General features: G+C 54.7%; 25 protein-coding genes. 10 read left to right on the plus strand and 15 right to left on the minus strand.

Annotated features, from left to right (window positions below):
* Nucleotides 1-44: 44 nt before the first annotated feature.
* Genes RHJ80_RS05860 through RHJ80_RS05875 form a run of 4 tightly spaced genes read left to right on the plus strand, consistent with a single transcriptional unit; the run spans nucleotide 45 to nucleotide 3,297 of the window.
* Nucleotides 45-830: an alpha/beta fold hydrolase gene (locus RHJ80_RS05860; protein WP_310801652.1), complete on the plus strand. Its 786-nt coding sequence runs from the start codon at nucleotides 45-47 to the stop codon at nucleotides 828-830.
* A gap of 24 nt (nucleotides 831-854) precedes the next feature.
* On the plus strand, nucleotides 855-1,076 hold the full coding sequence (locus RHJ80_RS05865) for a sulfurtransferase TusA family protein (RefSeq protein WP_149817527.1): 222 nt from the start codon (nucleotides 855-857) through the stop codon (nucleotides 1,074-1,076).
* Nucleotides 1,073-2,119: a small ribosomal subunit biogenesis GTPase RsgA gene (gene rsgA / locus RHJ80_RS05870; RefSeq protein WP_310744224.1), complete on the plus strand. Its 1,047-nt coding sequence runs from the start codon at nucleotides 1,073-1,075 to the stop codon at nucleotides 2,117-2,119. Before RHJ80_RS05865 ends, rsgA begins: the two co-directional genes overlap by 4 nt.
* Entirely contained in the window at nucleotides 2,119-3,297 is a 1,179-nt protein-coding gene (locus RHJ80_RS05875; protein WP_310801653.1) for a glycosyltransferase, read from the plus strand. Before rsgA ends, RHJ80_RS05875 begins: the two co-directional genes overlap by 1 nt.
* Here the strand turns inward: RHJ80_RS05875 and RHJ80_RS05880 are convergent.
* Complete coding sequence (locus RHJ80_RS05880) at nucleotides 3,279-4,331, minus strand: TrkA-related ion transporter (protein ID WP_310801654.1); 1,053 nt, start codon at nucleotides 4,329-4,331, stop codon at nucleotides 3,279-3,281. The two genes, RHJ80_RS05875 and RHJ80_RS05880, sit on opposite strands and share 19 nt — an antisense overlap.
* Nucleotides 4,332-4,637: 306 nt before the next feature.
* Between RHJ80_RS05880 and RHJ80_RS05885 the strand changes: the two genes are divergently transcribed.
* Nucleotides 4,638-5,975 (plus strand): hemolysin family protein, encoded by a 1,338-nt coding sequence (locus tag RHJ80_RS05885; RefSeq protein ID WP_310801655.1) that lies wholly within the window; start codon nucleotides 4,638-4,640, stop codon nucleotides 5,973-5,975.
* On the opposite strand, the gene RHJ80_RS05890 is transcribed toward RHJ80_RS05885, so the two are convergent.
* The 4 genes from RHJ80_RS05890 to ureA form a co-directional block, all read right to left on the minus strand.
* Nucleotides 5,972-8,212 (minus strand): DUF3488 and DUF4129 domain-containing transglutaminase family protein, encoded by a 2,241-nt coding sequence (locus tag RHJ80_RS05890; protein WP_310801656.1) that lies wholly within the window; start codon nucleotides 8,210-8,212, stop codon nucleotides 5,972-5,974. The genes RHJ80_RS05885 and RHJ80_RS05890 overlap by 4 nt on opposite strands.
* Before the next feature lie 232 nt (nucleotides 8,213-8,444).
* Nucleotides 8,445-8,720, minus strand: coding sequence for a MoaD/ThiS family protein (locus tag RHJ80_RS05895; protein WP_149817514.1), 276 nt, complete (start codon nucleotides 8,718-8,720; stop codon nucleotides 8,445-8,447).
* A 50-nt stretch (nucleotides 8,721-8,770) separates the two neighbouring features.
* Nucleotides 8,771-10,069, minus strand: coding sequence for a threonine synthase (gene thrC, locus RHJ80_RS05900; protein ID WP_310744947.1), 1,299 nt, complete (start codon nucleotides 10,067-10,069; stop codon nucleotides 8,771-8,773).
* Nucleotides 10,070-10,243: 174 nt separating this feature from the next.
* Nucleotides 10,244-10,513, minus strand: a complete 270-nt coding sequence (gene ureA / locus RHJ80_RS05905) for an urease subunit gamma (RefSeq protein ID WP_310801692.1) — start codon at nucleotides 10,511-10,513, stop codon at nucleotides 10,244-10,246.
* Nucleotides 10,514-10,614: 101 nt separating this feature from the next.
* Between ureA and RHJ80_RS05910 the strand changes: the two genes are divergently transcribed.
* Complete coding sequence (locus RHJ80_RS05910) at nucleotides 10,615-11,172, plus strand: 5-formyltetrahydrofolate cyclo-ligase (protein WP_206201470.1); 558 nt, start codon at nucleotides 10,615-10,617, stop codon at nucleotides 11,170-11,172.
* Here RHJ80_RS05910 and RHJ80_RS05915 read toward each other — a convergent pair.
* On the minus strand, nucleotides 11,169-12,068 hold the full coding sequence (locus tag RHJ80_RS05915) for a CoB--CoM heterodisulfide reductase iron-sulfur subunit B family protein (RefSeq protein WP_206201471.1): 900 nt from the start codon (nucleotides 12,066-12,068) through the stop codon (nucleotides 11,169-11,171). The two genes, RHJ80_RS05910 and RHJ80_RS05915, sit on opposite strands and share 4 nt — an antisense overlap.
* A gap of 184 nt (nucleotides 12,069-12,252) precedes the next feature.
* Between RHJ80_RS05915 and metK the strand changes: the two genes are divergently transcribed.
* A complete protein-coding gene (gene metK, locus RHJ80_RS05920) occupies nucleotides 12,253-13,503 on the plus strand; it encodes a methionine adenosyltransferase (RefSeq protein WP_206201472.1) in 1,251 nt (416 codons plus the stop codon).
* 32 nt (nucleotides 13,504-13,535) lie between these two features.
* Here metK and RHJ80_RS05925 read toward each other — a convergent pair whose 3' ends face one another.
* Complete coding sequence (locus tag RHJ80_RS05925; protein WP_149817502.1) at nucleotides 13,536-13,859, minus strand: hypothetical protein; 324 nt, start codon at nucleotides 13,857-13,859, stop codon at nucleotides 13,536-13,538.
* A gap of 178 nt (nucleotides 13,860-14,037) precedes the next feature.
* On the opposite strand from RHJ80_RS05925, the gene RHJ80_RS05930 reads away from it, so the two are divergent.
* The 3 genes from RHJ80_RS05930 to RHJ80_RS05940 are packed head-to-tail and all read left to right on the plus strand — an operon-like array spanning nucleotide 14,038 to nucleotide 16,511.
* Nucleotides 14,038-14,283 (plus strand): DUF3134 domain-containing protein, encoded by a 246-nt coding sequence (locus RHJ80_RS05930; protein ID WP_310743515.1) that lies wholly within the window; start codon nucleotides 14,038-14,040, stop codon nucleotides 14,281-14,283.
* A 46-nt stretch (nucleotides 14,284-14,329) separates the two neighbouring features.
* The gene (mraY, locus tag RHJ80_RS05935) at nucleotides 14,330-15,448 is read left to right on the plus strand and encodes a phospho-N-acetylmuramoyl-pentapeptide-transferase (RefSeq protein ID WP_302679091.1); all 1,119 of its coding nucleotides are present in this window, start codon (nucleotides 14,330-14,332) and stop codon (nucleotides 15,446-15,448) included.
* 13 nt (nucleotides 15,449-15,461) lie between these two features.
* Entirely contained in the window at nucleotides 15,462-16,511 is a 1,050-nt protein-coding gene (locus RHJ80_RS05940; protein WP_310744228.1) for an alcohol dehydrogenase catalytic domain-containing protein, read from the plus strand.
* On the opposite strand, the gene RHJ80_RS05945 is transcribed toward RHJ80_RS05940, so the two are convergent.
* The 8 genes from RHJ80_RS05945 to mnmE form a co-directional block, all read right to left on the minus strand.
* Nucleotides 16,512-17,684, minus strand: coding sequence for a murein transglycosylase A (locus RHJ80_RS05945; RefSeq protein ID WP_206201476.1), 1,173 nt, complete (start codon nucleotides 17,682-17,684; stop codon nucleotides 16,512-16,514).
* 5 nt (nucleotides 17,685-17,689) lie between these two features.
* Nucleotides 17,690-17,944 carry a hypothetical protein gene (locus tag RHJ80_RS05950; protein ID WP_149817491.1) on the minus strand — a complete coding sequence of 85 codons (255 nt, stop codon included), beginning with the start codon at nucleotides 17,942-17,944 and terminating at the stop codon, nucleotides 17,690-17,692.
* Between the two features lie 69 nt (nucleotides 17,945-18,013).
* Nucleotides 18,014-18,610, minus strand: a complete 597-nt coding sequence (locus RHJ80_RS05955; protein ID WP_302676478.1) for a tetratricopeptide repeat protein — start codon at nucleotides 18,608-18,610, stop codon at nucleotides 18,014-18,016.
* Nucleotides 18,611-18,881: 271 nt separating this feature from the next.
* The gene (gene tpiA, locus RHJ80_RS05960) at nucleotides 18,882-19,613 is read right to left on the minus strand and encodes a triose-phosphate isomerase (protein WP_206201478.1); all 732 of its coding nucleotides are present in this window, start codon (nucleotides 19,611-19,613) and stop codon (nucleotides 18,882-18,884) included.
* Between the two features lie 96 nt (nucleotides 19,614-19,709).
* The gene (locus RHJ80_RS05965; RefSeq protein WP_310744229.1) at nucleotides 19,710-20,027 is read right to left on the minus strand and encodes a hypothetical protein; all 318 of its coding nucleotides are present in this window, start codon (nucleotides 20,025-20,027) and stop codon (nucleotides 19,710-19,712) included.
* 93 nt (nucleotides 20,028-20,120) lie between these two features.
* The gene (locus tag RHJ80_RS05970; RefSeq protein WP_149817487.1) at nucleotides 20,121-20,885 is read right to left on the minus strand and encodes a MinD/ParA family protein; all 765 of its coding nucleotides are present in this window, start codon (nucleotides 20,883-20,885) and stop codon (nucleotides 20,121-20,123) included.
* Nucleotides 20,886-21,003: 118 nt separating this feature from the next.
* A complete protein-coding gene (locus RHJ80_RS05975; protein WP_302679094.1) occupies nucleotides 21,004-22,740 on the minus strand; it encodes an ABC transporter ATP-binding protein in 1,737 nt (578 codons plus the stop codon).
* Between the two features lie 3 nt (nucleotides 22,741-22,743).
* On the minus strand, nucleotides 22,744-24,153 hold the full coding sequence (gene mnmE, locus RHJ80_RS05980) for a tRNA uridine-5-carboxymethylaminomethyl(34) synthesis GTPase MnmE (RefSeq protein WP_310438387.1): 1,410 nt from the start codon (nucleotides 24,151-24,153) through the stop codon (nucleotides 22,744-22,746).
* Nucleotides 24,154-24,173: the final 20 nt, after the last annotated feature.

Raw genomic sequence — 24,173 nt, forward strand, 5'->3', positions numbered from 1 at the left:
CTCGGTTGCTCTGGCGATCGGGGTAGATTTTTTATGGTGCTAGCGTGTGGTGTTTGCGTACATTGGTGAATCTCGTTAATCTTCCCTTTTTCTATAGCCATGCTGCGGGCGATCGCGCCTGCTTGTTACTCCATGGCTTGGGGGGTGGGGTTTATGAACTGCAACTTTTGGGAGAGGTTCTCTACAAAGCAGGCTGGACGGTTCAGGGCATCCTCTATCCGGGGCACGATCGCCCCAGTGCCCAAATGCCCGCCTCGACATGGCCGCAGTGGTATGAGGCAGTAGTGACAGCCTTTAAGACCTTACGAGACAGCCATCGCACGGTTGCCGTGGTGGGCTTTTCCACTGGGGGAACGCTAGCCCTTCATCTTGCCTATGAGTATGCCGTTGATTCTCTTGTACTCCTTGCCCCCTTTTTGCGCATCTATCGGCCTTGGTTTTGCCCCGTCGCTCCAGAGAGGCTTGTGCAGTCCGTTGGCCAGTGGATTCCCTTTGTGCCTCGGCGCAGCCTACCAATCCGCGATCGCCCCCTACGCCAAGCAGCAGAAGCCGCCTGCTTTTTCAAAAGTTTCAACCTGCAAGCGGTGCGCAGTGCCCTTGAGCTGATTGCCCAAGTGGAGCGGGAACTGCCGCTGATCACAACGCCAGCACTGATTCTGCAAAGCCTTGCTGACACGGTCGTTGACCCCCAAGGGGCACAGAGAATTTATGAACACCTAGGCAGCCCCGAAAAGGAATTGCACTGGTTCAAGGAGTCGGATCACTTGCTCCCCCTTGATGTCGAGCGAGAACAGGTATTCGCCAAGGTGGTCGCCTTTTTGGGAAGATAGTTGCAGTTGGTTACTTGCCCTGCCATGGAAACATTGGATCTACGGGGAACGCCCTGTCCTTTGAACTTTGTGCGCACAAAACTGCGACTGCAACAGTTGCCCCCCCAGCAGCCCCTTGAGGTGTGGTTGGATGCAGGAGAACCCATTGAGCAGGTGCCCGATAGTTTGCGCATGGCGGGCTACGATGTCCTTGGGATTGAGCCACGGCAGGACTATTTTGCCCTTCAGGTGCAGCGTCCGGCATGAGTGATCTAGTGGGCTTGGTGCGGGCTGTTCAGGCCAATTACTACCGTGTCCGCCTGCGGGAAGCCACCAATGGTATTGAGGAGTTACTGTGTGTACGCCGCGCCCGCCTCAAGAAGATGGGGCAACAGGTGTGTGTGGGGGATTGGGTAGTGGTGAGCCATCCCGACTGGCAAGGACACCGCGGAGCGATCGCTGAGATTTTGCCCCGCCGCAATCAATTGTCACGCCCAGCGATCGCCAATGTCGATCAAGTGTTGCTCCTTTTTGCCTTGGCTGACCCTCCTGCTGATGTCCATCAAATTAGCCGCTTTCTCTTGACCGCCGAGGGATTGAATGTCGAGATTCAGGTGGTTTTTACGAAAGCGGATTTAGTCGCCAAAGCGGAACAGGAGCAGTGGCGCGATCGCCTGCATCAATGGGGCTATCACTGCCATGTCCTCAGTCTCACCCAAGGAAGCGACTGGCAACATCTGCATCCCCACCTCGCTGATAAGATTACAGTTGTCTGTGGCCCGTCGGGGGTAGGCAAAAGTAGCTTGATCCGCCATCTGACACCTCGGGAAGATATTCGCGTCGGTGCGGTCTCGGATCACTGGCACCGGGGGCGGCACACCACTCGCCATGTGGAACTCTTTCCCCTGCCAGCGGGGGGCTGGATTGCCGATACACCCGGCTTTAATCAGCCGGAACTGCCCCAAGACCCCCAGCAATTGGCGGCGGCTTTTCCGGAGATTCGCCAACGGCTGAGCAAGGATCGGTGTCTCTTTGATAACTGTCGCCACGATCAGGAACCGAGCTGCTGTGTACGCGGTGATTGGGAGCGCTACCCCCTCTACATTGAGTATTTGCATGAGCTAGAAACAATGGCCAGTTCAGAGCCATCCTTAGGGAAGGCACCCCCAGTGAAGGCCAAGAGTGACCGCCAAGGGCAGCAGCGCCTTGAACCCCTCTTGGATCCGAAAAAATATCGCCGCCGATCGCGCCGACAGCAGCATCAGCACCTCAACCCTATGGCTGAAGAAGTCCTCGATAGCGAACTGTGATGACGATGCCCCTTGTGTTAACTCTCATCCTGTTGAGTGTAACGGGTCTTTCCTTGGTAATCTGGTTGGTTTTGCTGCTGTTTTGGGGACAGTTTTGGCGCCCGGATCAGCGGCTACAGGGGGGAGACCTCAGGGTTTGGCCAAGGGTGGTGGTTGTCATTCCAGCTCGCAATGAGGCGGCGGTGATTGGCACCAGTGTGCGATCGCTCCTCGAACAGGACTATGCTGGAACCCTACATCTGATCTTGGTGGACGATCAAAGTAACGATGGCACAGGGGACATTGCTCGCCAAACGGCTTTGGAACTGGGCAAGGGCGATCGCCTAACGGTGATTGAAGGCACACCGCTCCCCCCCGGCTGGTCAGGTAAGCTCTGGGCGCTGTCCCAAGGCATTGAGGCCGCCCGAGCGTTTGATCCCGATTACTTGCTGCTCACAGATGCCGATATTGCCCACGATCGCCAAAATTTGCGCCAATTGGTCGCCCACGCCCGTCAGCAAAACTGTGCCCTTGTCTCGCTGATGGTGAAACTGCGCTGCCAAAGTATTTGGGAAAAATTGCTGATTCCCGCCTTTGTCTTTTTCTTTGCCAAGCTCTATCCCTTCCGCTGGATCAACGATCCACAGCGATCAACGGCGGCTGCAGCGGGGGGGTGTATTTTGATTGATCCTCTGGCCCTGGACAAGATAGGAGGCATTGCCTGTATTCGCGATGCCCTAATTGATGATTGTTCCTTGGCAGCAGCGGTAAAGCGCGCAGGCTACCGCATTTGGCTGGGATTAACACCGACAACAGTGAGTTTGCGGGCCTACAATACCCTCAGCAGTATTTGGCAGATGGTGGCTCGCACTGCCTATACGCAGTTGTCCTATTCACCGCTATTGCTGGTGGGAACCGTGATTGGCATGACACTGGTGTATTTGTGGGCGCCCCTTGCCCTTGCTATCGGTCTGATCGGTCAGTCGCTGCCCTTAGCCGTCATGGCGGGACTCACTTGGGGGAGCATGGCGATCGCCTACGGGCCAACGGTGCGTTTCTATGGCCTCAATAGGGCTTGGGCGCTGACACTGCCGCTGATTGCCTTCCTCTATACGCTGATGACACTGGATTCGGCGCGGCGCCACTGGCAAGGCCGGGGGGGGGCTTGGAAAGGACGGGTTTATCCCCGCAAGTCATAGATGGGGCGATAGGCCATGACAATCAGCGTGTCAGTGGGGTCAAGGCTCTGAAAGTCTAAGGGACGAGGGTTGAGCAACACCTGCTGATTTTGGCGGCGAATCCCGATCAGGAGCAGCGGGTTCTCTGGATGGCGACTACTGTACTCACTCATCCAAGCACTGAGGGCAGCAAAGGAGAGGCCACAGAGGGTAGTGGGATAGTGCCCTGGCTCAATAAAGTAAAACTCATTGGTGTGATCAGAATAGGTCAGGAGTTGGCGATAGACCTCGGACATTTGGCGAAAGAGGGCACTTTGGGCCAGAATCCCAGAACTATAGTCCTGACTCAAAATCACTTCATCCACCCCCGCTTCCTTGAGGTGGCGCTGGCGATCGCTATTCACCAATTCGGCCACCACATGAATATCCTGCTCTTGGCCAGGGGTTTTCTCTAGGTGCTTTACCGCAAGGGCAATGAGGGCATTTTTTTCATCGGGAGCTTCCATGTCGGCATCGGCAAGCAGAATAATGGCTTTGGCTTGGGGGGCATTGAGGCGCTCTAGGGTGCCATGGTGGGTAGGATCCCCTTGCACTACAAAGACATCCGGGCGCCCTTGGAATTCAGGATCCAGTGCAATCGGTTCAGCACATAAAAGCACAATGTCACGGGGATGGTAGGCGTTGGCGGCAATCAGTTGGCGGAGCACAAGGGGCGCCTTGGCATTCCAGTTGCAAATAATGATGTGGTTGCTAAAGGGTTTCATGGGTAGGGTTTGGCTAAGAGCTTGGGTGACAAAGTAGGCGGAAAATTTGCCAATCAGGGCACCAAAGGCAAAGGTGCCAAAAAGCAGTAGCACTAGCTGCAGGACTTGCCCTAGCAGGGTGCGCGGGCGATCGGGATACTCCCCCACCAAGGTAATCACTGCATTACTGAGGGTCTCCCAAGCTCGGCTCGGCGACTGAAGTGCCTCTTCGCTCCAGAGGAAAGCCACAATTAACAGCACCAGAATCGCGATCGCCCCTAGGGTAAGGAAGCGTTGAAGTCGCTCGTGCATTGGTTGGCGAGGGAAACATCACGTCTATTCTAAGATTCCGCCCCCTTGTAGAGTCTCCCAGATTCCAGTATCCTGACTGCTATACAACCCTTTTCCCTAAGGATGGAACCCCCTCGAAACAGCCAAAACTGCTTAATGACCCAATCACATCCCCTCAACAGGTCGATATCACTGGCAGAGGGGCGATTTATTCAGCATGATAGAAACAACATCGGCAGTAAAGGAGCAGTCTCTTGAATAAGCCTGACGACCCACAATGCCGACTCAGACTGTATATCTGGGGTTCCCCCTAGAAGAATAGCTGCAATGTCTGCCGCTGCCTTAGAAATTTTACTTGTGCTGCTGCTCATCATCGCCAATGGCATTTTTGCTGGTGCTGAAATCGCAGTGGTCTCTGCACGCAAGGTTCGTCTTGAGCAACTGGCAAAACGGGGTCAACGCAAGGCGAAGGCGGCTCTGAAACTTGCCAACTCCCCGAATAATTTTCTATCGGCTGTACAAATTGGGATTACCCTGATTGGGATTCTCAGTGGTGCCGTGGGCGGTGCCACCCTTGCCCAGCGGTTACAGGCTGCCCTCAGTCCCGTGCCATGGTTGGGGCAGTATAGTCAGCCTTTGAGTATTGCCCTTGTGGTGACGGGGATTACATACCTTTCCTTGGTGATTGGCGAACTGGTGCCCAAGCGCATTGCCATGACGTACCCTGAGGCGATCGCCTGCAACATTGCCAAACCCATGACATGGCTGACGAAATTAGCGGCTCCGATTGTGCATTTACTCAGCGTCTCCACAGACACCATCCTGCAAGTATTGGGCATTACCACCATTGCTGACCAAACGGTTACAGAGGATGAAATCAAAGTCCTGATTGAACAGGGGGCACAGGCGGGTCTCTTTGAGGTGGCGGAGCAGGACATGGTGGCGCGGATTTTCAACTTGGGCGATCGCCCGATTCAGTCGATCATGACCCCCCGCACCGATATTGTGTGGCTGGATATTGAATCTTCCCTTGAAGAAATAGAAACAGAAATTCTGGCCAGTTCCCATTCGCGGTTTCCCGTGGCCGAAGAGACCATTGATCACTGCTTGGGAATTATTTCAGCCAAGGACTTTTTGGCCGCCCGTCTCACCCAGCAAAGCATTGACCTACGCCAGCTTTTGCAACCAGCGCTCTTTGTCCCCGAAGGCCTACCTGCTCTCGAGGTGCTTGAACTCTTTCGCCAGTCGAGTCAACACATTGCCCTGATTACCGATGAATACGGGGGTATTGAAGGGCTAGTGACGCTCAACGACATCACTGAAGCAATTATTGGCACCCTGCGTCACGAGGAGGGCGAGGAACCGCAAATTATTCAGCGGGAGGATGGCTCGTGGCTATTGGATGGGTTGCTCTCCACCTATGAACTCAAGGAATTGCTGCGGCGGGAAACCTTGCCGGAGGAGGACACGGCCAACTACCACACCCTTGGCGGGCTAATTATTACGCTATTTGGGCGTATTCCCCAGTCGGGAGATTACATTGAAACCGATGGCCTGCGCTTTGAAGTGGTGGATATGGATGGCAACCGCGTGGATAAGGTGCTGGTGACCGAACTAGTGAGCGATGATGTCCTCGCCGATGACAGCCCCAAGGACAAGGATTAACGACGGCGCAGATCCGCTACCGTGCGTTGCAGCGATCGCCAGCGTTGTTGTCGCAGTTGATTCAGGGCGCGTTTCAGGGGTGGCAAGGGGGGCTGATCACCACCATAGCGCCAAGCCACATAGGCCTGCGTCAGGGTTTCAATGGCTCGCTGACTGACGGCATCAAGACGGCCAGCGGTTTGCAGCGATCGCGCGTATTCCCACGGAGTTTGATTGGGTCGCTTCGGTAATCCCTGCTGGGCGAGACCATCGAGCATTTGTACATAGAGGCGGGCGATCGGCGGCAGTTTTTGCAGGCGTTGACGATATCGCCACGTCTGGAGAGCGTACCACAAACCCCAGACCACAATGACGCCACCAAAGAGAATCAAAATCCCTTGGACAATCCCCCCCAGCCCTTGGCTAAACAGATCAAAGAATTTTTGCAAAGCAGTTTCGAGGGTAGCAAAGATAATGCCAAAAAATCCCGTCACCGGGGTCGGCAACCATCCCGTGACCCACTGCCAAAACTGCTGGAGGACGCTAAAGGTCTGATCTACCTCTAGGGTGGCTGGATAGAGATTGTGCCCCGGAATTGGATCAAAGAGAAACCAGCCCAAATTGGGAAAGTAGGCTTCCGTCAGGGCATAGGCATCGGTATTGCGCACCACATACAAGCCCGTGAAGGGGTTAAATTCCCCCGTTCCTAAACCGGTGACCAAGCGCGTGGGAATGCCAATACTGCGCAGTAGCAGCGTCAACGCCGTGGAAAAGTGATCGGGATAGCCGCCGCGCCACTCAAACAGAAAGGCTGCGACCAAGTCTTGATCTTTGCCTAGTTCGGGAATATCGGTTTTCAGGGCATAGGATTGCTTCAGGGCTTGGGTGAGGTAGAGAGCTTGCTCGTAGGGTTCGGGAATCGAGCGATCGGCCTTGGCAAGGAGGTCTTTGGCCAGCGCTTGCAGCCGTGGTTTCAGGTCAGGGGGGACTTCAAGGTAGGACTGATAGCCTACGGTGTGATTTAATTTTGGCGCTCTGCGCAACAGGGAGCGATCGCGCACGGGCACTTGGGAAATCACAGAATAGGTCAGCCCCTCGGGCAAGGGCACCGGCGCACGCAGGCCACCCTCGGGGTCACGGGCAATTTCACGGGTGGGAAAATAGAGTTCGCGGGGTTCGTAGAGATGGGGAATCAGGTTACTAAACTCAGAGACAATGGTATAGGTCTGAATCACTTCCCGCGTCGGCATTTGGGAGAGTTGCTGTGGCAGCAGATAGCGAAAACTCCAAGGGGAACGCCGCAGCACTTCTGCCTTATCGTTGCGACTAATGCGCCAACCCCGCCCCGTATATTCATCAAAGGCAAGGACGCGCCAAAAGCCGGGGGCTTGCGATCGCACCCGCATTAACTCCCTAGGCGTCATGATCCCGCCCAAGGTCTGATCAATCTCAGAACCAAAGCCATAGTAAAAGTTCGGGTCAAAGGTTTGATTGGCCAGTTCCTCGCCAACACCACCACCACCACGGCCACTGACATAGCCCGGATTGATCACCCGGGTTTGGTCAAACTCCCCTGCCACTTGAATTTCAGCACTGACAGGCAAGGTGCGAATTTGATAGCCGGGGAAGCGCGGCAGCAGCACAAAGACCACCATCCCCAAGCCGAGAATCAGGGCAAAGAGGCCGACCCACTGCCGCCAAGGCAAGCGCAGGGATTTCAGGGTGGTGGAGAGTAGGCCAAGGCGCGAGCGGTAGTCAAGGACGAGTACGGGTAGGGCGATCGCCAGAAAGATCACAAGAAACAGCCCAAAGGTCATGGTTTGACTGAGGGTGGCCGCCACACTAATTAAAATCAGGGCAATGACCATTGAGTAGCCCAAATCTTTGCGGCGGGGCAGGTCAAAGCTATGGAGCACTTGCAGTTGAATCAAGAGTTCCGTCAGCAAAATCCGTGAATCCTGGTTCAGTGCTGCCAACCGCGCCAAAAAGACCGCTAATGCCGTCAACATCCCAACGGCGATCGCCAGCTTTGCCACCACATTTCTTTGCCGCCGTGCCCACCAACTCCAACTAAAGCCCGCAATGGAGAGGGGAACTGCCCAGAGACTATTGGCAGTATCCGCCGCCACATCAGTTGCCACTAGGCCAACAATCACCATGCCCAAGACCCCTAGGCGCAGCAGCAGGGAATCCTCAACATCTTTGGCGGGAGCTAGTATCGGGGAATTGGCAATGGGCTGTAACCAAGACTGAACCATCGAACAGCAGCGGCAAACAGTGCCCTGATCCTAACAAATCTCTTCCCAAGAAGCGGTGGATACCTTGGCGGCGATCGCGTCCTCTATCAGCGGCTTGCAGCATGGCTTAAAAATCAGCCCCTGACGGCGCAAATCTACACCGAAGAGGAACTCCAATCGCTTTTGGGTCTCTCCCTTCCCCCAGAGCTAAAATCAGGGTTCAATCATCTCAACAGGAGCAAATTCCTCTTGCTTAGCCGCCAGCGATCGCGGGAATGATGCTGACTTCGTCGCCATCCTTGAGGGGCGTTTCAATGCCATTGAGGAAGCGAATATCCTCATTGTTGACGTAGAAATTGACAAATCGCCGCAGTTGGCCACTTTCATCGCAGAGGCGCCCTTTAATGCCGGGGCAGTCCTGCTCTAGCTTTTCCAGAAGCTCAGCGATCGATTGGGCTTGACACTCCACCGTTGCTTGATCGCGGGTGAGCTTTTGCAAGGGCGTCGGAATCAAAACAGTAACAGCCATAGACCTCTACAAACCATCCATAAATTTCAACACAGCGTCGGAAAAACCGACTAGACCAATACCGGTTGCCAATCCAACCGTTCGAGGGTGCGCGATCGCTCCAAGGCACGCTCAAAGCTAGCCAACTTGGGTTGGATCGTCAGGGGTTGACCAATGTCGTTTTGCACTGCCTCTTGGGTTTTCAGGCCGTTGCCGGTGATATAGACCACCGTCACCTCTTCGGGGTCAATTTTGCCCGATTCCACCAATTTTTTAAGAACGGCAATTGTGGTACCGCCAGCGGTTTCCGTGAAAATACCTTCCGTTTCCGCCAGCAGCTTAATGCCTGCCACAATTTCTTCATCGGTGGCCGCAGCGATCGCCCCATTGGTTTTGCGGGCAATCTCTAGGGCATAGACCCCATCGGCGGGGTTACCAATGGCAATGGACTTAGCAATGGTGTTGGGCTTCACGGGTGCCACAAAATCCCGCCCCTCGGCATAGGCTTGGGCAATGGGGGAGCAGCCCACCGCTTGGGCACCACTACAGCGCACGGGTTTATCCGCCACCAGACCCACTTCCACAAATTCGCGGAAGCCCTTGTAAATTTTCGTGAACAGAGAGCCAGAAGCCAAGGGAGCCACAATGTGGTCAGGAAGCTGCCAGCCCAACTGTTCAATCACCTCATAACCGAGCGTCTTTGACCCTTCCGAATAGTAGGGGCGCAAATTGATATTGACAAACCCCCACCCGTGGGTATTCGCCACTTCCGAGCACAGGCGATTCACTTGGTCGTAGTTGCCCTCAACGGCCATTACCGTTGGCCCATAGATGAGCGTCCCCAAGACCTTACCCGCTTCCAAATCTGCTGGAATAAAGACACAGCAATCTAGCCCTGCATGAGCCGCGATCGCCGCCGTTGAATTCGCCAAATTGCCGGTACTGGCACAGGAGACGGTCGTAAAACCCAATTCCCGCGCCCGCGTCAACGCCACCGATACCACCCGATCCTTGAAGCTCAAGGTGGGCATATTCACGGCATCGTTTTTGATGTACAGATGCTTGAGTCCGAGTCGCCGAGCCAGCCGCTGGGCTTTGACGAGGGGAGTCATCCCTGTGCCCACATCAATGGGGTTGGGCGATGTCACAGGCAAAAAGGGACGGTAACGCCAAATGGACTTTGGCCCCGCCTCAATCGTGCTGCGCGTTACGGCTGCCGCCAATTGGCTCAGATCGTACTTCACCTCTAGGGGGCCAAAACAGTATTCGCAGACATGAATGGCTTGGGGTTCGTACTCGGCGCCACACTCTTTGCATTTGAGGTGGGTAAAGTAGGCGGTTGCGGTGGTGGAGCTAAGGGTTGCGGTCATGGGTGTCAGACTGCCTCAGACAAGTTGTTGACCATCCTAGCAGGGGGCGATCGCCCTGTCAAATATATCCGACTATTTTTATCGGGATTTGAATGACCATAAAAATTCTCCCCGTTTTCCTTGGAGATGTGCTGCTAATCAGCGATTGGCGCTATCCTAGGGCTTTTTGAGGCTTCAGCGAATGGGGGTATGCACGGTCACCCGCTTCGTGCCATCGGGAAATGTTGCTTCGACTTGTACTTCTGTGGGCATTTCTGGCACCCCCTCCATGACATCGTCACGGCTGAGCAGCGTTGTGCCATAGTTCATCAAATCAGCAACTGTGCGCCCCTCCCGCGCCGCTTCCAAAATGGCAGCAGAAATATAGGCCACTGCTTCGGGATAATTGAGCTTGAGACCCCGTGCTTTACGACGTTCGGCCACAAGAGCGGCGGCAAAAATCAGGAGCTTGTCTTTTTCTTGGGGGGGACAGTTGCATCGTTCCTCAGGCTAAACACTCACTTTGGCCTCTATCTTAACTTGTGGCTTTGGTGCCCAGAAAATCAATGAGCGATAAAGTCAAACTGCGACAACACTATCTTGAATGGCGGCAGCACCTGAGCGATCGCGAGTGGCAAGATCGCAGTCAGCGCATTTGTCAGCACTTGCTTGATCATCCCCAGTTTCAACAGGCAACCACAGTGTTGACCTATGTGCCCCATCGCCGCGAACCCGACTTGCGCTTCCTCTGGTCACTCCCGAAACAGTGGGGCTTGCCCCGTGTCGTGGGTCAGGATTTGCGGTGGCATTGTTTTAATGGCAACCAAGACACTCTCCAGCAAGGACGCTATGGCCTTTGGCAACCGCCCCCCGAAGCGCCCCCGATTGATCCAGCGTGTGTTGATCTCTGCCTAGTGCCTGCCGTTGCCTGCGATCGCCAAGGCTACCGTCTCGGCTATGGCGCCGGTTTTTTTGATCGCCTCTTTGCCCACCCCGATTGGCAGCACGTGTGTCGCTGGGGAATTGTCTTTGAGTCAGCCCTTCTAGCAGAATTGCCCCGTGACCCGTGGGATCAGCCACTGCAAGCTATCTGCACTGAATCAGGCCTCTTGGCAATCAGCTAAAGCCCCAGTTTTGCCAACACCGGTTGCATTGAAACCACGTGTTTTCTCAAACCCAGTTCCTCAGGACGCAGGCCAAGGGCTAGACCCACCAGTTGCGGCAGATGGAGAATCGGCAAATTGAGGGTAACTCCCACCTGCTGGGCAATTTCTGGTTGGCGAGCATCCAGATTCAAATGACAGAGGGGACAGGGGGTGACAATGCAATCCGCGCCATGGGCGATCGCGCTCTGGAGTCGTTGTGCCGCCATGGCAAAACTGGCCGCCGTCGCATAGCTGGAAATGGGCCAACCACAGCACTGGGTACGTCCCTCATACTCGATGGGGGTAGCCCCAACTGCCTCAAACACCTGTTCCATTGAGGTGGGGTGAATTGGGTGATCAAAGGGCAGCCTCTCTTGGGCACGCAGCAGATAGCAGCCATAAAAGGCCGCACAGCGCAGTCCCTTGAGGGGACGACGGACGCGATCGCGCAACTCGTCAATGCCCACATCGCCGATAATCGCCCAGAGCAAATGCTTCACTTCTGTGGTGCCTTGGTAAGGAGCGCAGCCCTGTTGCGTCAACACTTGGTTAATTTCTGCCACGTACGCCGGGCGATCGCGCTGAAAGGTCTTGAGGCGTTCATCCACATGGCCAATCACCCCCTGACAGGTGCTGCAATGGGTCAACAGGGGCAAAGCCAACTGTTCGGCAAGGGCAATGTTGCGGGCATTGACGGTATCTTCTAGCAGCCACGAATTCTCCTTAAACGTGCCTGAGCCACAACAACTGGCTTCCTTCAGTTCCACCAGCTCGATATTCAACAGGGGGGCGATCGCCCGCGTTGAGAGGTCTAATTCCCGACAGGCCCCTTGAGCCACACAACCGGGATAATAGGCATAGCGTAAAGCAGACATACAACTTGAAACGCCTAAAATCTGCCCCTAGTCTAGCCAATCATCACAATCACTCGTGTGTCCTACTGCTCAGGTATAATCCTAGGATTTAGAAACCAATCCTTGTTTTTTAGTCAAAAGTCCGTGTTACCATAAACCAATTTCTTGCAGTTCTTTCAACAACCCATGCCATAGGAGTGTTATCTTGCGTTACTTATTTAGTTCGGAGTCCGTCACCGAAGGCCACCCCGATAAGATTTGCGACCAAATTGCCGATGCCATTCTGGATGCGCTGCTCACCCAAGACCCCCAAAGTCGCGTTGCCGCTGAGGTCGTCGTGAATACGGGTCTGGTGCTGATTACTGGGGAAATTACCACCAAAGCACAGGTCAACTACGTCAACCTAGCACGGCAGAAAATCCGTGAAATTGGCTACACTGATGCTGAAAATGGCTTTGCCGCCAATAGCTGTGCCGTTATCGTTGCCCTTGATGAGCAATCCCCCGATATTGCCCGAGGGGTGGACACGGCTCAAGAAGCACGGGAACGTCTCAGTGATGCCGAATTAGATCGCGTTGGCGCCGGTGATCAGGGCATTATGTTTGGCTATGCCTGCAATGAAACCCCTGAGTATATGCCCCTGCCCATTAGCTTGGCTCACCGCATGGCGCGTCGCTTGGCTGCTGTCCGCAAAACGGGTCAACTTCCTTATCTGCGTCCCGATGGCAAAACTCAAGTCACTGTCATCTACGAAGATGGCCAGCCGGTGGGCATTGATACCATCCTGATTTCCACCCAACACACGGCCACCATTGGTGACATCAGCGACGAAGCCGCCGTTCAAGAAAAGATTAAAGCCGATCTATGGGAAGCCGTCGTCAACCCTGTCTTTGCGGATCTGGCAATTAAACCCGATGACAAGACCCGCTTTCTCGTCAACCCCACGGGCAAATTTGTCATTGGTGGTCCTCAGGGGGATTCGGGACTCACAGGACGCAAACTGGTGGTGGATACCTACGGTGGTTATGCCCGTCACGGGGGCGGTGCCTTTTCCGGGAAAGACCCCACCAAGGTCGATCGCAGTGCTGCCTACATGGCTCGTTACATTGCCAAAAACATTGTGGCCGCAGGCCTAGCCGACAAATGCGAGTTACAGATTAGCTATGCCATTGGTGTGGCTCGCCCCATGAGCCTCTTTGTGGATACCTTTGGCACGGGTAAACTTGCCCCAGAGCAACTGCTGGAGTTAATTACAACCCACTTTGATCTGCGCCCCGCTGCCATTATCCAAACCTTTGGTCTGCGCCACTTGCCCCAGGAGCGCGGTGGTCGCTTCTACCAAGATGTGGCTGCCTACGGTCACTTTGGGCGTCATGACCTCGACCTACCTTGGGAAAAACTCGATAAAGTCGCCGATCTGCAAGCCGCTGCCGCTCAATTTCTAAGCGCAGTCTAGGAACATATTGGGGGGGATTTCTCCCCCCTGCACTACTGGGTGACTCGTTGCAGGCAGGTTTGTGCCGTGTTGGTGAGCATCTGGCGCACTTCGGGAGTGACATTGGTCTGTACATCTTCACCGATCGCCTGAAATTCTGCCAAGGTGAGCGAGGATTGCAGTTCATTGATCACACAGGTACAGTAGGCATTGCCGTATTGCGCCATTTGCGGCACCTGTTGTTGCAGGGCAGTCGTACATTCACTGGTAAATCGGGAAACCACTTCTGGGGGGTAGGGAGCAGCGATCGCCCCCCCGCCGAGGGACACCGCACTTAAAACCGTCAAAGAGATGGATGATTTTTTGAGTAAAGACATTGTTTCTATCCTTCGTGTATCAAAGTTTCATGCCCATTCTTTAGGGACTTCTCTAGTCTAGGCAGGTTCCAGAGAATGTGCCACTTTGGGCGATCGCCACAAAACGCAGATTTACATTCCTAGGGGCAAACGTTAAAGTAGAGGATTGGACTACTACAACACCGTTCACCTTAGCCCTATGACCCTATACAACCCCTCTTTGTACGAAGAACCCATTTCCCAAAAGAACTTAACCACTGCGGGTCGTTCCGATCGCTCCATTTTGGAATGGTTACAGCAAACGGGTCGATTAATTGCCCGTGATGCCAATGAGACAGACCCGATCGTGGATAGCACCCTCGATGATATGGGTGAAATTGAGGAATTTGTTGGTGACTCCTTGGGCGATTACGACGAAGAAGATGACCTAGGGCTTGAGGAGTAGGGCACCAATCCCCCTATTATCGGAGTGATGTGCTAGAGCTATCCCCATGCCCTCCACCAAAACCACGGCTGCCATTGAACCCCGTTGGCTGACAGGACAGCGACTTTTTGGCCTTCTCGCTATTGGCCTGCTCATGGCTAGCATTGCCTACGATACCGGAGCAAACCACTGGCAACAGCCGTTGAAAACCTTGACACTGCCTTGGTTGGTGAGCTTTGCCATCGTTGTAGGGCTAGGGATGGCGGTGGTGCCCCTGTTGCGGCGGTTGAAAACTGGGCAGATTATTCGCGAAGATGGTCCACAATCTCACCTGCAAAAATCGGGCACACCGACAATGGGGGGAATCTTTTTTGTGCCGACGGGGTTAGGTCTAGCCCTCCTGTGGACTGGAGTTGCGCAGGGGAAAGTATCCGCAACGGTGGGGGCGATCGCCCTCCTTGTTCTCTGGTATGCCGCCATTGGCTGGTGGGATGACTGGCAAGTTCTGCGGCGCAAATCCAACAAAGGGTTATCGGCGCGGCTGCGGCTCCTCCTTGAGGGCATTGGGGCAGCTCTTTTTTGTGCTTGGCTGGTGGGCAGTGATCCAACGGCAGCGGTGGTGACCGCGCCTTGGGGGTGGGTTTGGCCTTTAGGGATCGCCTTTATCCCTTTGGCGATTTTTGTGCCGATGGCGGAAGGGAATGCCCTCAATCTCACCGATGGTCTCGATGGTCTTGCCGCGGGCACGGCGGCGATCGCCCTCCTCGCTTTAGGCATGATTCTGACCGCCCATCCCGATTTGCAAATTCTGGCAGTGGTCATGAGTGGTGCCTGCCTCGGCTTTCTCTGGCACAATCACCATCCGGCACGGGTGTTTATGGGGGATACGGGTTCCCTAGCCCTTGGGGCACTCCTTGCGGGCATTGGCTTGGCCAGTCATCACCTCTGGGAACTGTTGATTGTCAGTGGTCTTTTCTTTGTGGAGTCTCTCTCAGTCATTGCCCAAGTGCTCTACTACAAAGCAACCAAAGGTTCCGATGGCGTGGGCAAACGGCTGCTGCGGATGGCCCCTCTACACCATCACTTTGAATTGGGGGGCTGGTCAGAACTGCGGGTGGTGAGTACGTTTTATGGGGTGGTTGCCCTCTTGGGACTGCTCTGTGGCCTCCTGCAATGGTTGGCTTGATGGGGGAAGTGCAATGAAAGCAGCAGTACTCTACGGCAAAGAAGATGTCCGCATTGAAACCGTCGCCGATCCCACGCCCGGTCCCGGAGAAGTGGTGATTCGTGTTCAGGCTGCCACTACCTGTGGTACCGATTTGAAGGTATGGCGGCGCGGCGGTCATGCACGGATGCTAACGCCACCGATTCTCTTTGGCCATGAAGCGGCCGGGGAAATTGTTGCCCTTGGGGCTGGGGTGACCGGCTGGCAGGTGGGCGATCGCGTGGTAGCGAATAATTCTGCCCCCTGTGGCCAGTGTTTTTACTGCCAACGCCAAGCCTTTTCTCTCTGTCCCCATCTGGAGTTTAACAATGGCACGTTTGCCGAGTATCTAAAAATTCCCGCCAGCATCGTCCGCCAGAATCTGCTGCCTATTCCGGCGTCCCTCTCCTTTGCCTTAGCTGCCCTCACCGAACCCCTCGCCTGTGTCCTCCACGGTGTGGCTCGCTCTGGCTTTGACCCCGCAATGGTTGAAACGTGGCCAAGTCCACCGCAAATTGTGGTGCTGGGGGATGGTGCCATTGGCCTGATGTTTATGGGGGTTCTGGCACAGCAGGGAGCACGGGTTCTCGCCTTTGGCGGTTCCGATCAGCGGCTGGCGATCGCCCGCACATTCGGGGCAGAGCAGATAGTAAATCATCACCAGTGCAGCGATATTCCTGCTGTGGTTAAAGACTGGACCCAAGGACGGGGTGCCGATATTGTCATTGAAGCCACTGGCGTACCTGAAGTCTGGGAAACGGCGATCGCCTGTGGTCGCCCCGGTGCCACCATTAACCTCTTTGGTGGCTGCCCCCGCGAAACTTCGATCCGCGTTGATACCGAACGCCTGCACTACGAAGAACTCACCCTCAAGGGGGTCTTTCACAACACACCCACATTTGTCCGCCAAGCCTTGCAACTGATTGCCAGCGGCACATTGCCTTTCGAGAAACTGATTAGTGGCCAAGCCCCCCTCACGGAGATTGAAAACGTCTTGCAAGCAATGAAGGCGCGCCAAGTGATTAAAGTAGCGCTGCAGCCCTAGCTATTCCCGCAGGAGCAAATAGTACAACTGCCCCGGTGTATTGATCAGACCCGCCCGCGCTTTGGCCACCTCCCCCGTGCCCATGAAAATATCGACACGACCCGGCCCGCGAATGGCACTCCCCGTATCCTGATCCAAAACAAAACGGCTGACGGGGGTTTGCTGCCATTGGCCTTGGGCTTTGAGGGGAATTTTCGTGTTGATCACCGCCAAGGCACCCGGAGGCATCAGGGACTTATCAGTGGCGATCGAACGCTCTGGAATCACCGGCGTTGAGAGACTGCCCGTGGGGGGGCGCCCTTGGGTATGTTCAAAAAAGACAAAGCTGGCATTGCGAGGTAAATAGCGATCTAACTCAGCGGGGTTGGCCTCAAAGTAAGCCATGAGGCGCGGTAGCGTCAGTTCCTCACGGGGAATTTTGCCATCGCGAATGAGTTCTTGGCCAATACTCGTGTAGGGGTGATTGGTCTTACCGGCATAGCCCACCGTAAAGCGGCGACCATCGGGCAGTTGCAGCTCAGCCGACCCTTGGACGTGAACCAGAAAGGCCTCTAGGCGATCGCGCAAATAGACCAGTTCCAGACCCCGCAAAGGCCCATTGCGCCACTGCTGACCATCCGCCCCTTCCAGTTCCAAGCGGGTTGGGTGCGGCTCTCGCCACTGCTCAAAATTGGGGGGGCGACGAAATAGGGGATAGCGGTATTCTGCGGTGGGCACTAAGCTGGCACGATACGTCGGTGCATAATAGCCCGTGAAATCCACTCGCCCTTGGCCATCGGTGCCAATGGATTGATAAAAGACAAATTCTCGCTTGACAGATGCTTGCAGTTCTGCCGCAGAGCGACGGGTTTGTACCAGATGGCGAAAGCGTTCGAGGGAGCGGATCACTCGCTGATGGAGATTGGGGCCAAGGGCGGCGCCGGGTTGACCGGGAGCAGTGTAGGCGGCGTAGTCGCGGCGCGCTTTATCGGTGCGCAGGTAACGCAAACTATGATCAATGGCTTGCAGCAGTCGTGCTCGTTCCCTGGGGGATTGCCAGAGGGCCGTATCTAGGGCAACCCTTGGGGGCAGTTGGCTTTGGCGCGTTAAGGGAGCAACCGTTGGTGCTGTGGCGATCGCGCTTGTTGCGAGGATCACGACCCCCTGAACCCATCCTGCGAATAAACCCGCCATAGACGTTAGGCAAACCGATCCACACTAGAGGCAAACACGGGTTCTACCCGAATTGCAAATACCTTTGAGGGGCGCACCACCATGTATTCCCCTTGAATGTTTTTAATGGGAACGGAAATAAAGTCGTTGGAATCTGCTTTGGCCACTAACTCGTTGCTGTACCACTTCTGGAAGTCTTGAATGGTGGGGAAGCGCACCTCCTCACGGTGACCGCCATCCAGAAATAAATGCACCGCAAATTCAGAAGGGGTTCTGGGCATAGGCGCGATCGCTCATCCTCATCATGCACATTATTCCCCTATTATCGCCGCAATCGGTGGCTTCAGGCACTAGGGACCGCCAGTGAGGGGACGGGGGGCGCGATCGTAGTACTGGGCTGTCATCGCTGGGTTGAGAGCGCGAGCACGCTCATAGTCCCGTTGCGCCAATTCCACATTGCCACTATCGAAGTGAGCCATGCCCCGACTATAGTAGGCAGCAACAAATTGCGGATCCCGTGCTAGGGCAGCATCAAAGTCGGCAATCGCCGCTGTGTAGTTTTGCAGAGCCAGATAGGCCATGCCGCGGTTGTAGTAGGCGGCAATAAACTGGGGATCGTTGCGCAGCGCAGTGCTAAAGTCCGCGATCGCCCGCTGCATATCCCCTTGGTCATAGTAGGCTAGGCCGCGCGCAAAGTAGTAGTCAGCACTGGGGTTGAGTCTGATTGCTTGGCTAAAGGCATGAATGGCAGCGGCCAGATCACCCGTACCTTGGTGCATTAATCCCACGTTGTAGTAGTCCTCGGCACTGCGGGGCACGAGGCGTTGCAGTTCTTGCAGTTCAGGAGGTGTGAGGGTGGCGATCGCCATGGGCTGTGCCACAGCAGCACTGCTGAGACCAACAAAAGCAGCTAAAACTGTCAAAGCACTGAAGAGTTGTTGGCGCATCGTCGGCCTCCTTTGGGCATCGCTCAGCCTTACTTCGATCCTAAAAGAAAATGAAGAAATCGCCCAGCAAACGATAACAGTTGTAATAAGTCGCTCGCTCCGACCCTTTTCTTGGCTACATACACAGCATTGCGCTCTGGAGTCGTAGTGCATGCCATGCTTGGGAAAGGGCTGTATGTTGATATCTTTAAGTTTTTCTGCGCAGAGGGCAGTGCGCGAGCTCTTGGATCAGATGTGATCTAGGGCACTGGCGCCGAACTCAAAGTCATGTTCAAAGGAGCTTGTAATTAACGATACGCCCAAAACTCTCCGGCTGCAAACTAGCGCCACCCACTAGCACCCCATCAATTTCTGGCTGCGCCATGATCGCATCAATGTTGTTGGCATTGACCGAGCCACCGTACTGAATGGGGACATCGGGATTCTGTAACTTGCTGCGAATCAGGCCAATGACACGGTTGGCTTCCGCTTCTTCACAGGTATCGCCCGTACCGATCGCCCAAATGGGTTCGTAGGCAATCACCAAATTGCTCTGATCGACATCCACCAAGTCCAGGGTCAACTGCTGAAGGATGTGGTTTTCAGTTTCCCCAGCATCCCGTTGGGCTTTTGTTTCACCGACACAGAGAATGGGGGTCAGGCCATAGTGTTGGGCAGCCTTGAGCCGTTGGTTGACCGTAGTATCGGTTTCCCCAAAATACTGCCGCCGCTCACTGTGGCCAACAATCACGTAGCGCACGCCCAACTCCACCAGCATCGGTGGCGAAATTTCCCCTGTAAACGCCCCTTGATCCGCCCAGTGGACATTTTGGGCACCCAGCTTCACCCGCGTTCCGTGCAGACTCTTGGACAATACACTTAAACAGGTGTAGGGAACACAGAGCACCACCTCGCGATCGCTGGGGGTGTCCACCAATTTCCCTAAGAACTCCTGTAGGAAGGCCACCGCCTCCTGTTGAGTTTTGTGCATTTTCCAGTTGCCAGCAAGAACTTTTGGGCGCACTCGTCCTGACTTTCCTCTGCGAAACTTAGCGTAATTAAGCGTACCACACGAGTTGCCTCATATAATTAGAGGTTTAACTGAGGAAGTGGCTCAGACTTAACCCAGCTTGTCCCAAACCGCCGCAATTCGGGGAGATTGACGCTTGGGTTGCACGCGCGGAGTCCGCCGTCCGAGTTTGACTTGGTAGGTGTCGTTGTCAACTGTCACATAGCCGAGTTGGCGAACCTCTGCGAGGGTGGCACTGACCTCTTCCGCAGACCACTGCAACTGCTCAGCCAATTCTGGCACGGTGAAGGGCGTTGGCTGGCGCATCATCAGTGTCAAGAGCGATCGCTGGCGATCGGGCAAAACCAACAAATCTGCTGGATTGAGACCCCCACCGCAAGCACTGCTAGCATTTTGACTGTCTATCATTGGCAATGTTCCTCAATGGCAGTGACTGGCAGTGGCACTCGAGAAGGATCAAAAGGATCAAAATTCAGTCAGTCTCCTTACTCCTAGGCTACCCTAATCCAACAGATGCTGCACAACACTCCTGACAACGAGACTGTAGGGATGCTCAGGGTAGCGTAAACAGAAAATATCGCTGCTCCCCAGTTGAAACATTTCTTCACAAACAGGCAAGATACCCGCAACGGGCACACCATAGGTCGTTTCCACCTGCTGCTTGAGGGAGTCCTTATTAAAGGCGCTGGGGACTTTGTTCACCACCATCACCATTTTGGGCACATCCAGCTGCCGCGCCACATCAACCGTGACCGCTGTTCCTTGAAAGTCTTGGCGATCGGGTCGCAGAATCAGCACCAAGGCATCGGAGACTGTAATCGAGAGCAGCGTTTCCTCATTCAGCCCTGGGTGGGTATCAATGAGCAAAAAGTCGAGATTCAGCCCTTGGAGCAACTGCTGAAAACCATCATTGAGCAAGCCGACATCGTAGCCTTCCCGCAGCACACGGGTAATTTCACTGGTTTTGAGGCTAGAGGGAATGAGATAGATTGCTCCTTTGGCTTGCTGGCCGTGAGCCGTAATCAGATGGCTGACATCCCGCGCCACATCAGTAATTTCACAGCGTCCCCACAGGTAGTCATTCAGGGCATGTTCCGTATCTTCCGACTCAAGGCCAAAGAGCACATGGATACCGGGGGATTGAATATCCGTGTCCACGATCGCCACCCGATAGCCCAAGGTTGCCAAGGTACAGCCCAGATTTGCTGTTGTATTTGACTTGCCTGTGCCACCACGAAAAGAATGCACAGAAATAATGCTACCCATGAGCTGTCCTCGCTGCTCTGAACAATTCAACGTCTATTTTCACATCCTGCCGTCGAGGAAACATCTCATCCCAAATTCAGAAGATAGAATCCAAACGGCCAGCCCATCAGACAAGGGGTCATTCCGCGTCTTGGAAATACTGCTGGGCGTAGAACTGGGCGTAGCGGGCAGACTGGGCAAGTAGTTCTTGATGGCTGCCACTTTCAATGATCCGCCCCTGCTCTAAGACAAGAATGCGATCGGCGCGACGAACCGTGGCCAAACGGTGGGCAATAATAAAGACGGTGCGCCCCTTCATTGCCTTTTCGAGAGCACTTTGCACCAAGGCTTCCGATTCAGAGTCCAAAGCAGAGGTGGCCTCATCCAAGATCAAGATACGCGGATCGGCATAAACTGCACGAGCGATCGCCAGTCGTTGGCGTTGACCCCCAGAGAGATTAATCCCCCTTTCCCCGACCCATGTCTGATAGCCATCGGGAAACTGAGTAATAAAGTCATGGGCATTGGCGATTTTGGCGGCCTCAATCAGTCGCTGCCAATCCGGTTCAGAGTAACCAAAAGCAATATTTTGGGCAATACTACCTGAGAAAAGAATCGTTTCCTGAGGAACAATGCCAATTTGCCGCCGCAGGCTTTTCAGGGTCACAGTTTTAATATCAATGCCATCAATCAACACTTTTCCCGCTTGGGGGTCATAAAACCGGGGCAACAGGTTAACAATGGTGGATTTACCTGCTCCTGAATGTCCCACAAGGGCAATCACCTCGCCCGGCTCCGCCAAGAGATTAAAGTCCTTGAGCACGGGACGCTCTAGATCATAGCCAAAGCACACATCTAGGTATTGCACTTTGCCAGAAATGGGGGGTAGGGGCTGCGCATGGCTCATTTCCTTGATCGTGGGTTCGAGAGCCAACAGGCCAAAGCTACGCTCCACCGACGCCTGTGCCATCTTGAGTTCATTGTAATCAGCAGAAATCATATTAATGGGTTCCATCAGTAGCGCTACTGCAGCAACAAAGCTGAGGAACTGTGGCCCTGTGAGATGACCGGCATTGATTTGCCACGCCCCCAAGATAAACAGCAGCATAATGCTCAGAGCCTCAAGAAACCCCACCACCGGGTATTGCATTGACTTAATGCGTTCTGCACGGTAGCGAGCACGACGGTTCATATCAGCCTGCTGTTCAAACTGCTCTACAGCATAGTCCTCAGCCGCAAACGCCTTAATCAGACGAATCCCCGAAAAAATCTCCGTGAGGTGGGAGGCCAAATCCGCAATGCGGGCTTGACTCAGGCGCGACTGTCGCAACAACCGATTGCCAAACCAAGCGATGAGAAACGTCATCAGTGGCGCAATGATCATCGTCCCCAATGTCAGTTGCCAGTTGAGGTAGAACATATAACCAATGACGGCAACCGTGGTTAAAGTTGAGGGGATGAGGCGATGAAAACTGCTATTGACCATGACGCCAATGCGATCCACATCCTCAGTGAGGCGGTAGGTGAGATCGCCGGTCGCTGCCTTTTCAAAATAGTCCACCCCCAAACGATGCAGATGACGGTACAGCCGCACCCGAATGTCATAGACAATCCGTAGGGAAATATCGGACATTAGGACATCTTGGCCAAATTGGCAAAAACTACGACCGACAAACAGCAGCGAGGAGGCGGCACACCATTGAATCAGGCCTATCAAATCCCCTGCCCCGATGAGCTTCGCCGCTTGGCCAATCAGGTAGGCGATCGCCGGCATGGTCGAGACGTAGCCGAGGGTACACAAAAAAGCGACCAGCAACCGTCGCCGATAGGGAAGGATATAAGCAAGTAACGGCCGGTAGCTGGTATTCCAAAGCATGGGCTATTTTCCAATGCAAAAACGGCTAAAGATTTGTTCTAGCACAGACTCCGTCACCTCTTCCCCGGTTAGGGTACCAAGGGCACGAGCGGCAGCATGCAGGTCAATTGTCCAAAAATCGAGGGGGAGTTGGGCATCAATGGCCGCAAGCACATGATTCAGGGATTGGTGAACCTGCTCCAAGAGCGCGGCTTGACGTTGGTTGATGGCAAAGTCTAGGTTGGCGGCGGTAACCCCTTGGCCTTGGACAAGGTCTAAAATGGCGTCCTCGAGAGACTCAATTCCCCTTTGACTGAGGGCCGAGAGCAGCACAGTGGGAATGGGGGCAATGGGCAATGGAATATCTTGAACCTCTACGGTTTCGCTGAGGAGATCAGCTTTATTCAAAACCACCAAGACGGACTGAGGCGCTTGCTGCCGCCGCTGCTGCAGCTCGAGTTGGTCGTAAATCTCCTGATCGGCGGCTGTCCACCCTTGACTGGCATCAATGACAAGGAGGATGAGATCAGCACTGGCTGCGGCTTGGCGCGATCGCTGGACGCCAATTTGTTCGACAAGGTTATCGGTCTCGCGAATGCCTGCGGTATCAAGTACTTGGATTGGAATGCCACCGACAACCAATTGGGACTCGACAATATCGCGGGTGGTGCCGGGTAAATCTGTCACAATGGCGCGATCGCTACGGCTCCAAGCATTGAGCAGACTCGACTTACCGACATTGGGGCGACCCACAATGGCCACTTTTAGCCCAGTGCGGATCAGTGCTCCCCGTTCTGCTGTGGCCAAAAACGCTGCCACTTGGTGTTGCAGCTGGCGAATGTCCTCAGCAATGGCTGCGGGGTCAAGGGGGGGTAGCTCGTCCGTAAAATCGAGTCGCGCTTCAATTTCCGCCAAGAGGGATAAACAGGTCTGACGAATCTGCTTGAGGGGGCGGGCGAATTTTCCTGTCAGACCCGCCAAAGCAATTTGAGCGGCGGTTGTGGATTGGGCAGCCACCAGTTCAGCCACACTTTCGGCTTGGGTGAGATCAAGGCGACCGTTGAGGAAGGCGCGTAGCGTAAATTCCCCCGGCTCGGCGAGGCGTGCCCCGGCGGCGACACACAGTTGCAGCACGCGCTGGACAGGGATGAGGCCACCATGACAGTGAAATTCCACCACATCTTCGCGGGTGTAGGAGCGGGGCGCCAGCATTAACAGCAGGAGCGCTTCATCGACCCGTTCCCCAGTTTGGGGGTCGCGGACATAACCATAGAGAATGCGATGGGATTCCCAAGGCTGCTTGCCGGGGGCTTCAAATAAAGACTGAGCGATCGCGACTGCTTTGGCGCCTGAGAGACGGACAATGCCAATACTCCCTTGCTGGGGCACAATAGCCGTGGCGATCGCCACAATCGTGTCATGAAGGGATTGCACTAGCGTTGGCGCTATGACGC

Source organism: Thermosynechococcus sp. QS41, assembly GCF_031583515.1.
Lineage (GTDB): Bacteria > Cyanobacteriota > Cyanobacteriia > Thermosynechococcales > Thermosynechococcaceae > Thermosynechococcus.

Excerpts from the sequence above, each read along its gene's own strand:
- RHJ80_RS05945 (WP_206201476.1), bottom strand. The coding sequence starts at position 17,684 with ATGGCGGGTTTATTCGCAGGATGGGTTCAGGGGGTCGTGATCCTCGCA.
- rsgA (WP_310744224.1), top strand. The coding sequence starts at position 1,073 with ATGAGTGATCTAGTGGGCTTGGTGCGGGCTGTTCAGGCCAATTACTAC.
- RHJ80_RS05955 (WP_302676478.1), bottom strand. The coding sequence starts at position 18,610 with ATGCGCCAACAACTCTTCAGTGCTTTGACAGTTTTAGCTGCTTTTGTT.
- RHJ80_RS05875 (WP_310801653.1), top strand. The coding sequence starts at position 2,119 with ATGACGATGCCCCTTGTGTTAACTCTCATCCTGTTGAGTGTAACGGGT.
- RHJ80_RS05925 (WP_149817502.1), bottom strand. The coding sequence starts at position 13,859 with ATGTCTTTACTCAAAAAATCATCCATCTCTTTGACGGTTTTAAGTGCG.
- RHJ80_RS05940 (WP_310744228.1), top strand. The coding sequence starts at position 15,462 with ATGAAAGCAGCAGTACTCTACGGCAAAGAAGATGTCCGCATTGAAACC.
- RHJ80_RS05865 (WP_149817527.1), top strand. The coding sequence starts at position 855 with ATGGAAACATTGGATCTACGGGGAACGCCCTGTCCTTTGAACTTTGTG.
- mraY (WP_302679091.1), top strand. The coding sequence starts at position 14,330 with ATGCCCTCCACCAAAACCACGGCTGCCATTGAACCCCGTTGGCTGACA.
- RHJ80_RS05880 (WP_310801654.1), bottom strand. The coding sequence starts at position 4,331 with ATGCACGAGCGACTTCAACGCTTCCTTACCCTAGGGGCGATCGCGATT.
- RHJ80_RS05930 (WP_310743515.1), top strand. The coding sequence starts at position 14,038 with ATGACCCTATACAACCCCTCTTTGTACGAAGAACCCATTTCCCAAAAG.
- RHJ80_RS05885 (WP_310801655.1), top strand. The coding sequence starts at position 4,638 with ATGTCTGCCGCTGCCTTAGAAATTTTACTTGTGCTGCTGCTCATCATC.
- RHJ80_RS05915 (WP_206201471.1), bottom strand. The coding sequence starts at position 12,068 with ATGTCTGCTTTACGCTATGCCTATTATCCCGGTTGTGTGGCTCAAGGG.
- RHJ80_RS05965 (WP_310744229.1), bottom strand. The coding sequence starts at position 20,027 with ATGATAGACAGTCAAAATGCTAGCAGTGCTTGCGGTGGGGGTCTCAAT.
- RHJ80_RS05970 (WP_149817487.1), bottom strand. The coding sequence starts at position 20,885 with ATGGGTAGCATTATTTCTGTGCATTCTTTTCGTGGTGGCACAGGCAAG.
- RHJ80_RS05910 (WP_206201470.1), top strand. The coding sequence starts at position 10,615 with ATGAGCGATAAAGTCAAACTGCGACAACACTATCTTGAATGGCGGCAG.
- thrC (WP_310744947.1), bottom strand. The coding sequence starts at position 10,069 with ATGACCGCAACCCTTAGCTCCACCACCGCAACCGCCTACTTTACCCAC.
- RHJ80_RS05975 (WP_302679094.1), bottom strand. The coding sequence starts at position 22,740 with ATGCTTTGGAATACCAGCTACCGGCCGTTACTTGCTTATATCCTTCCC.
- RHJ80_RS05895 (WP_149817514.1), bottom strand. The coding sequence starts at position 8,720 with ATGGCTGTTACTGTTTTGATTCCGACGCCCTTGCAAAAGCTCACCCGC.
- RHJ80_RS05950 (WP_149817491.1), bottom strand. The coding sequence starts at position 17,944 with ATGCCCAGAACCCCTTCTGAATTTGCGGTGCATTTATTTCTGGATGGC.
- RHJ80_RS05890 (WP_310801656.1), bottom strand. The coding sequence starts at position 8,212 with ATGGTTCAGTCTTGGTTACAGCCCATTGCCAATTCCCCGATACTAGCT.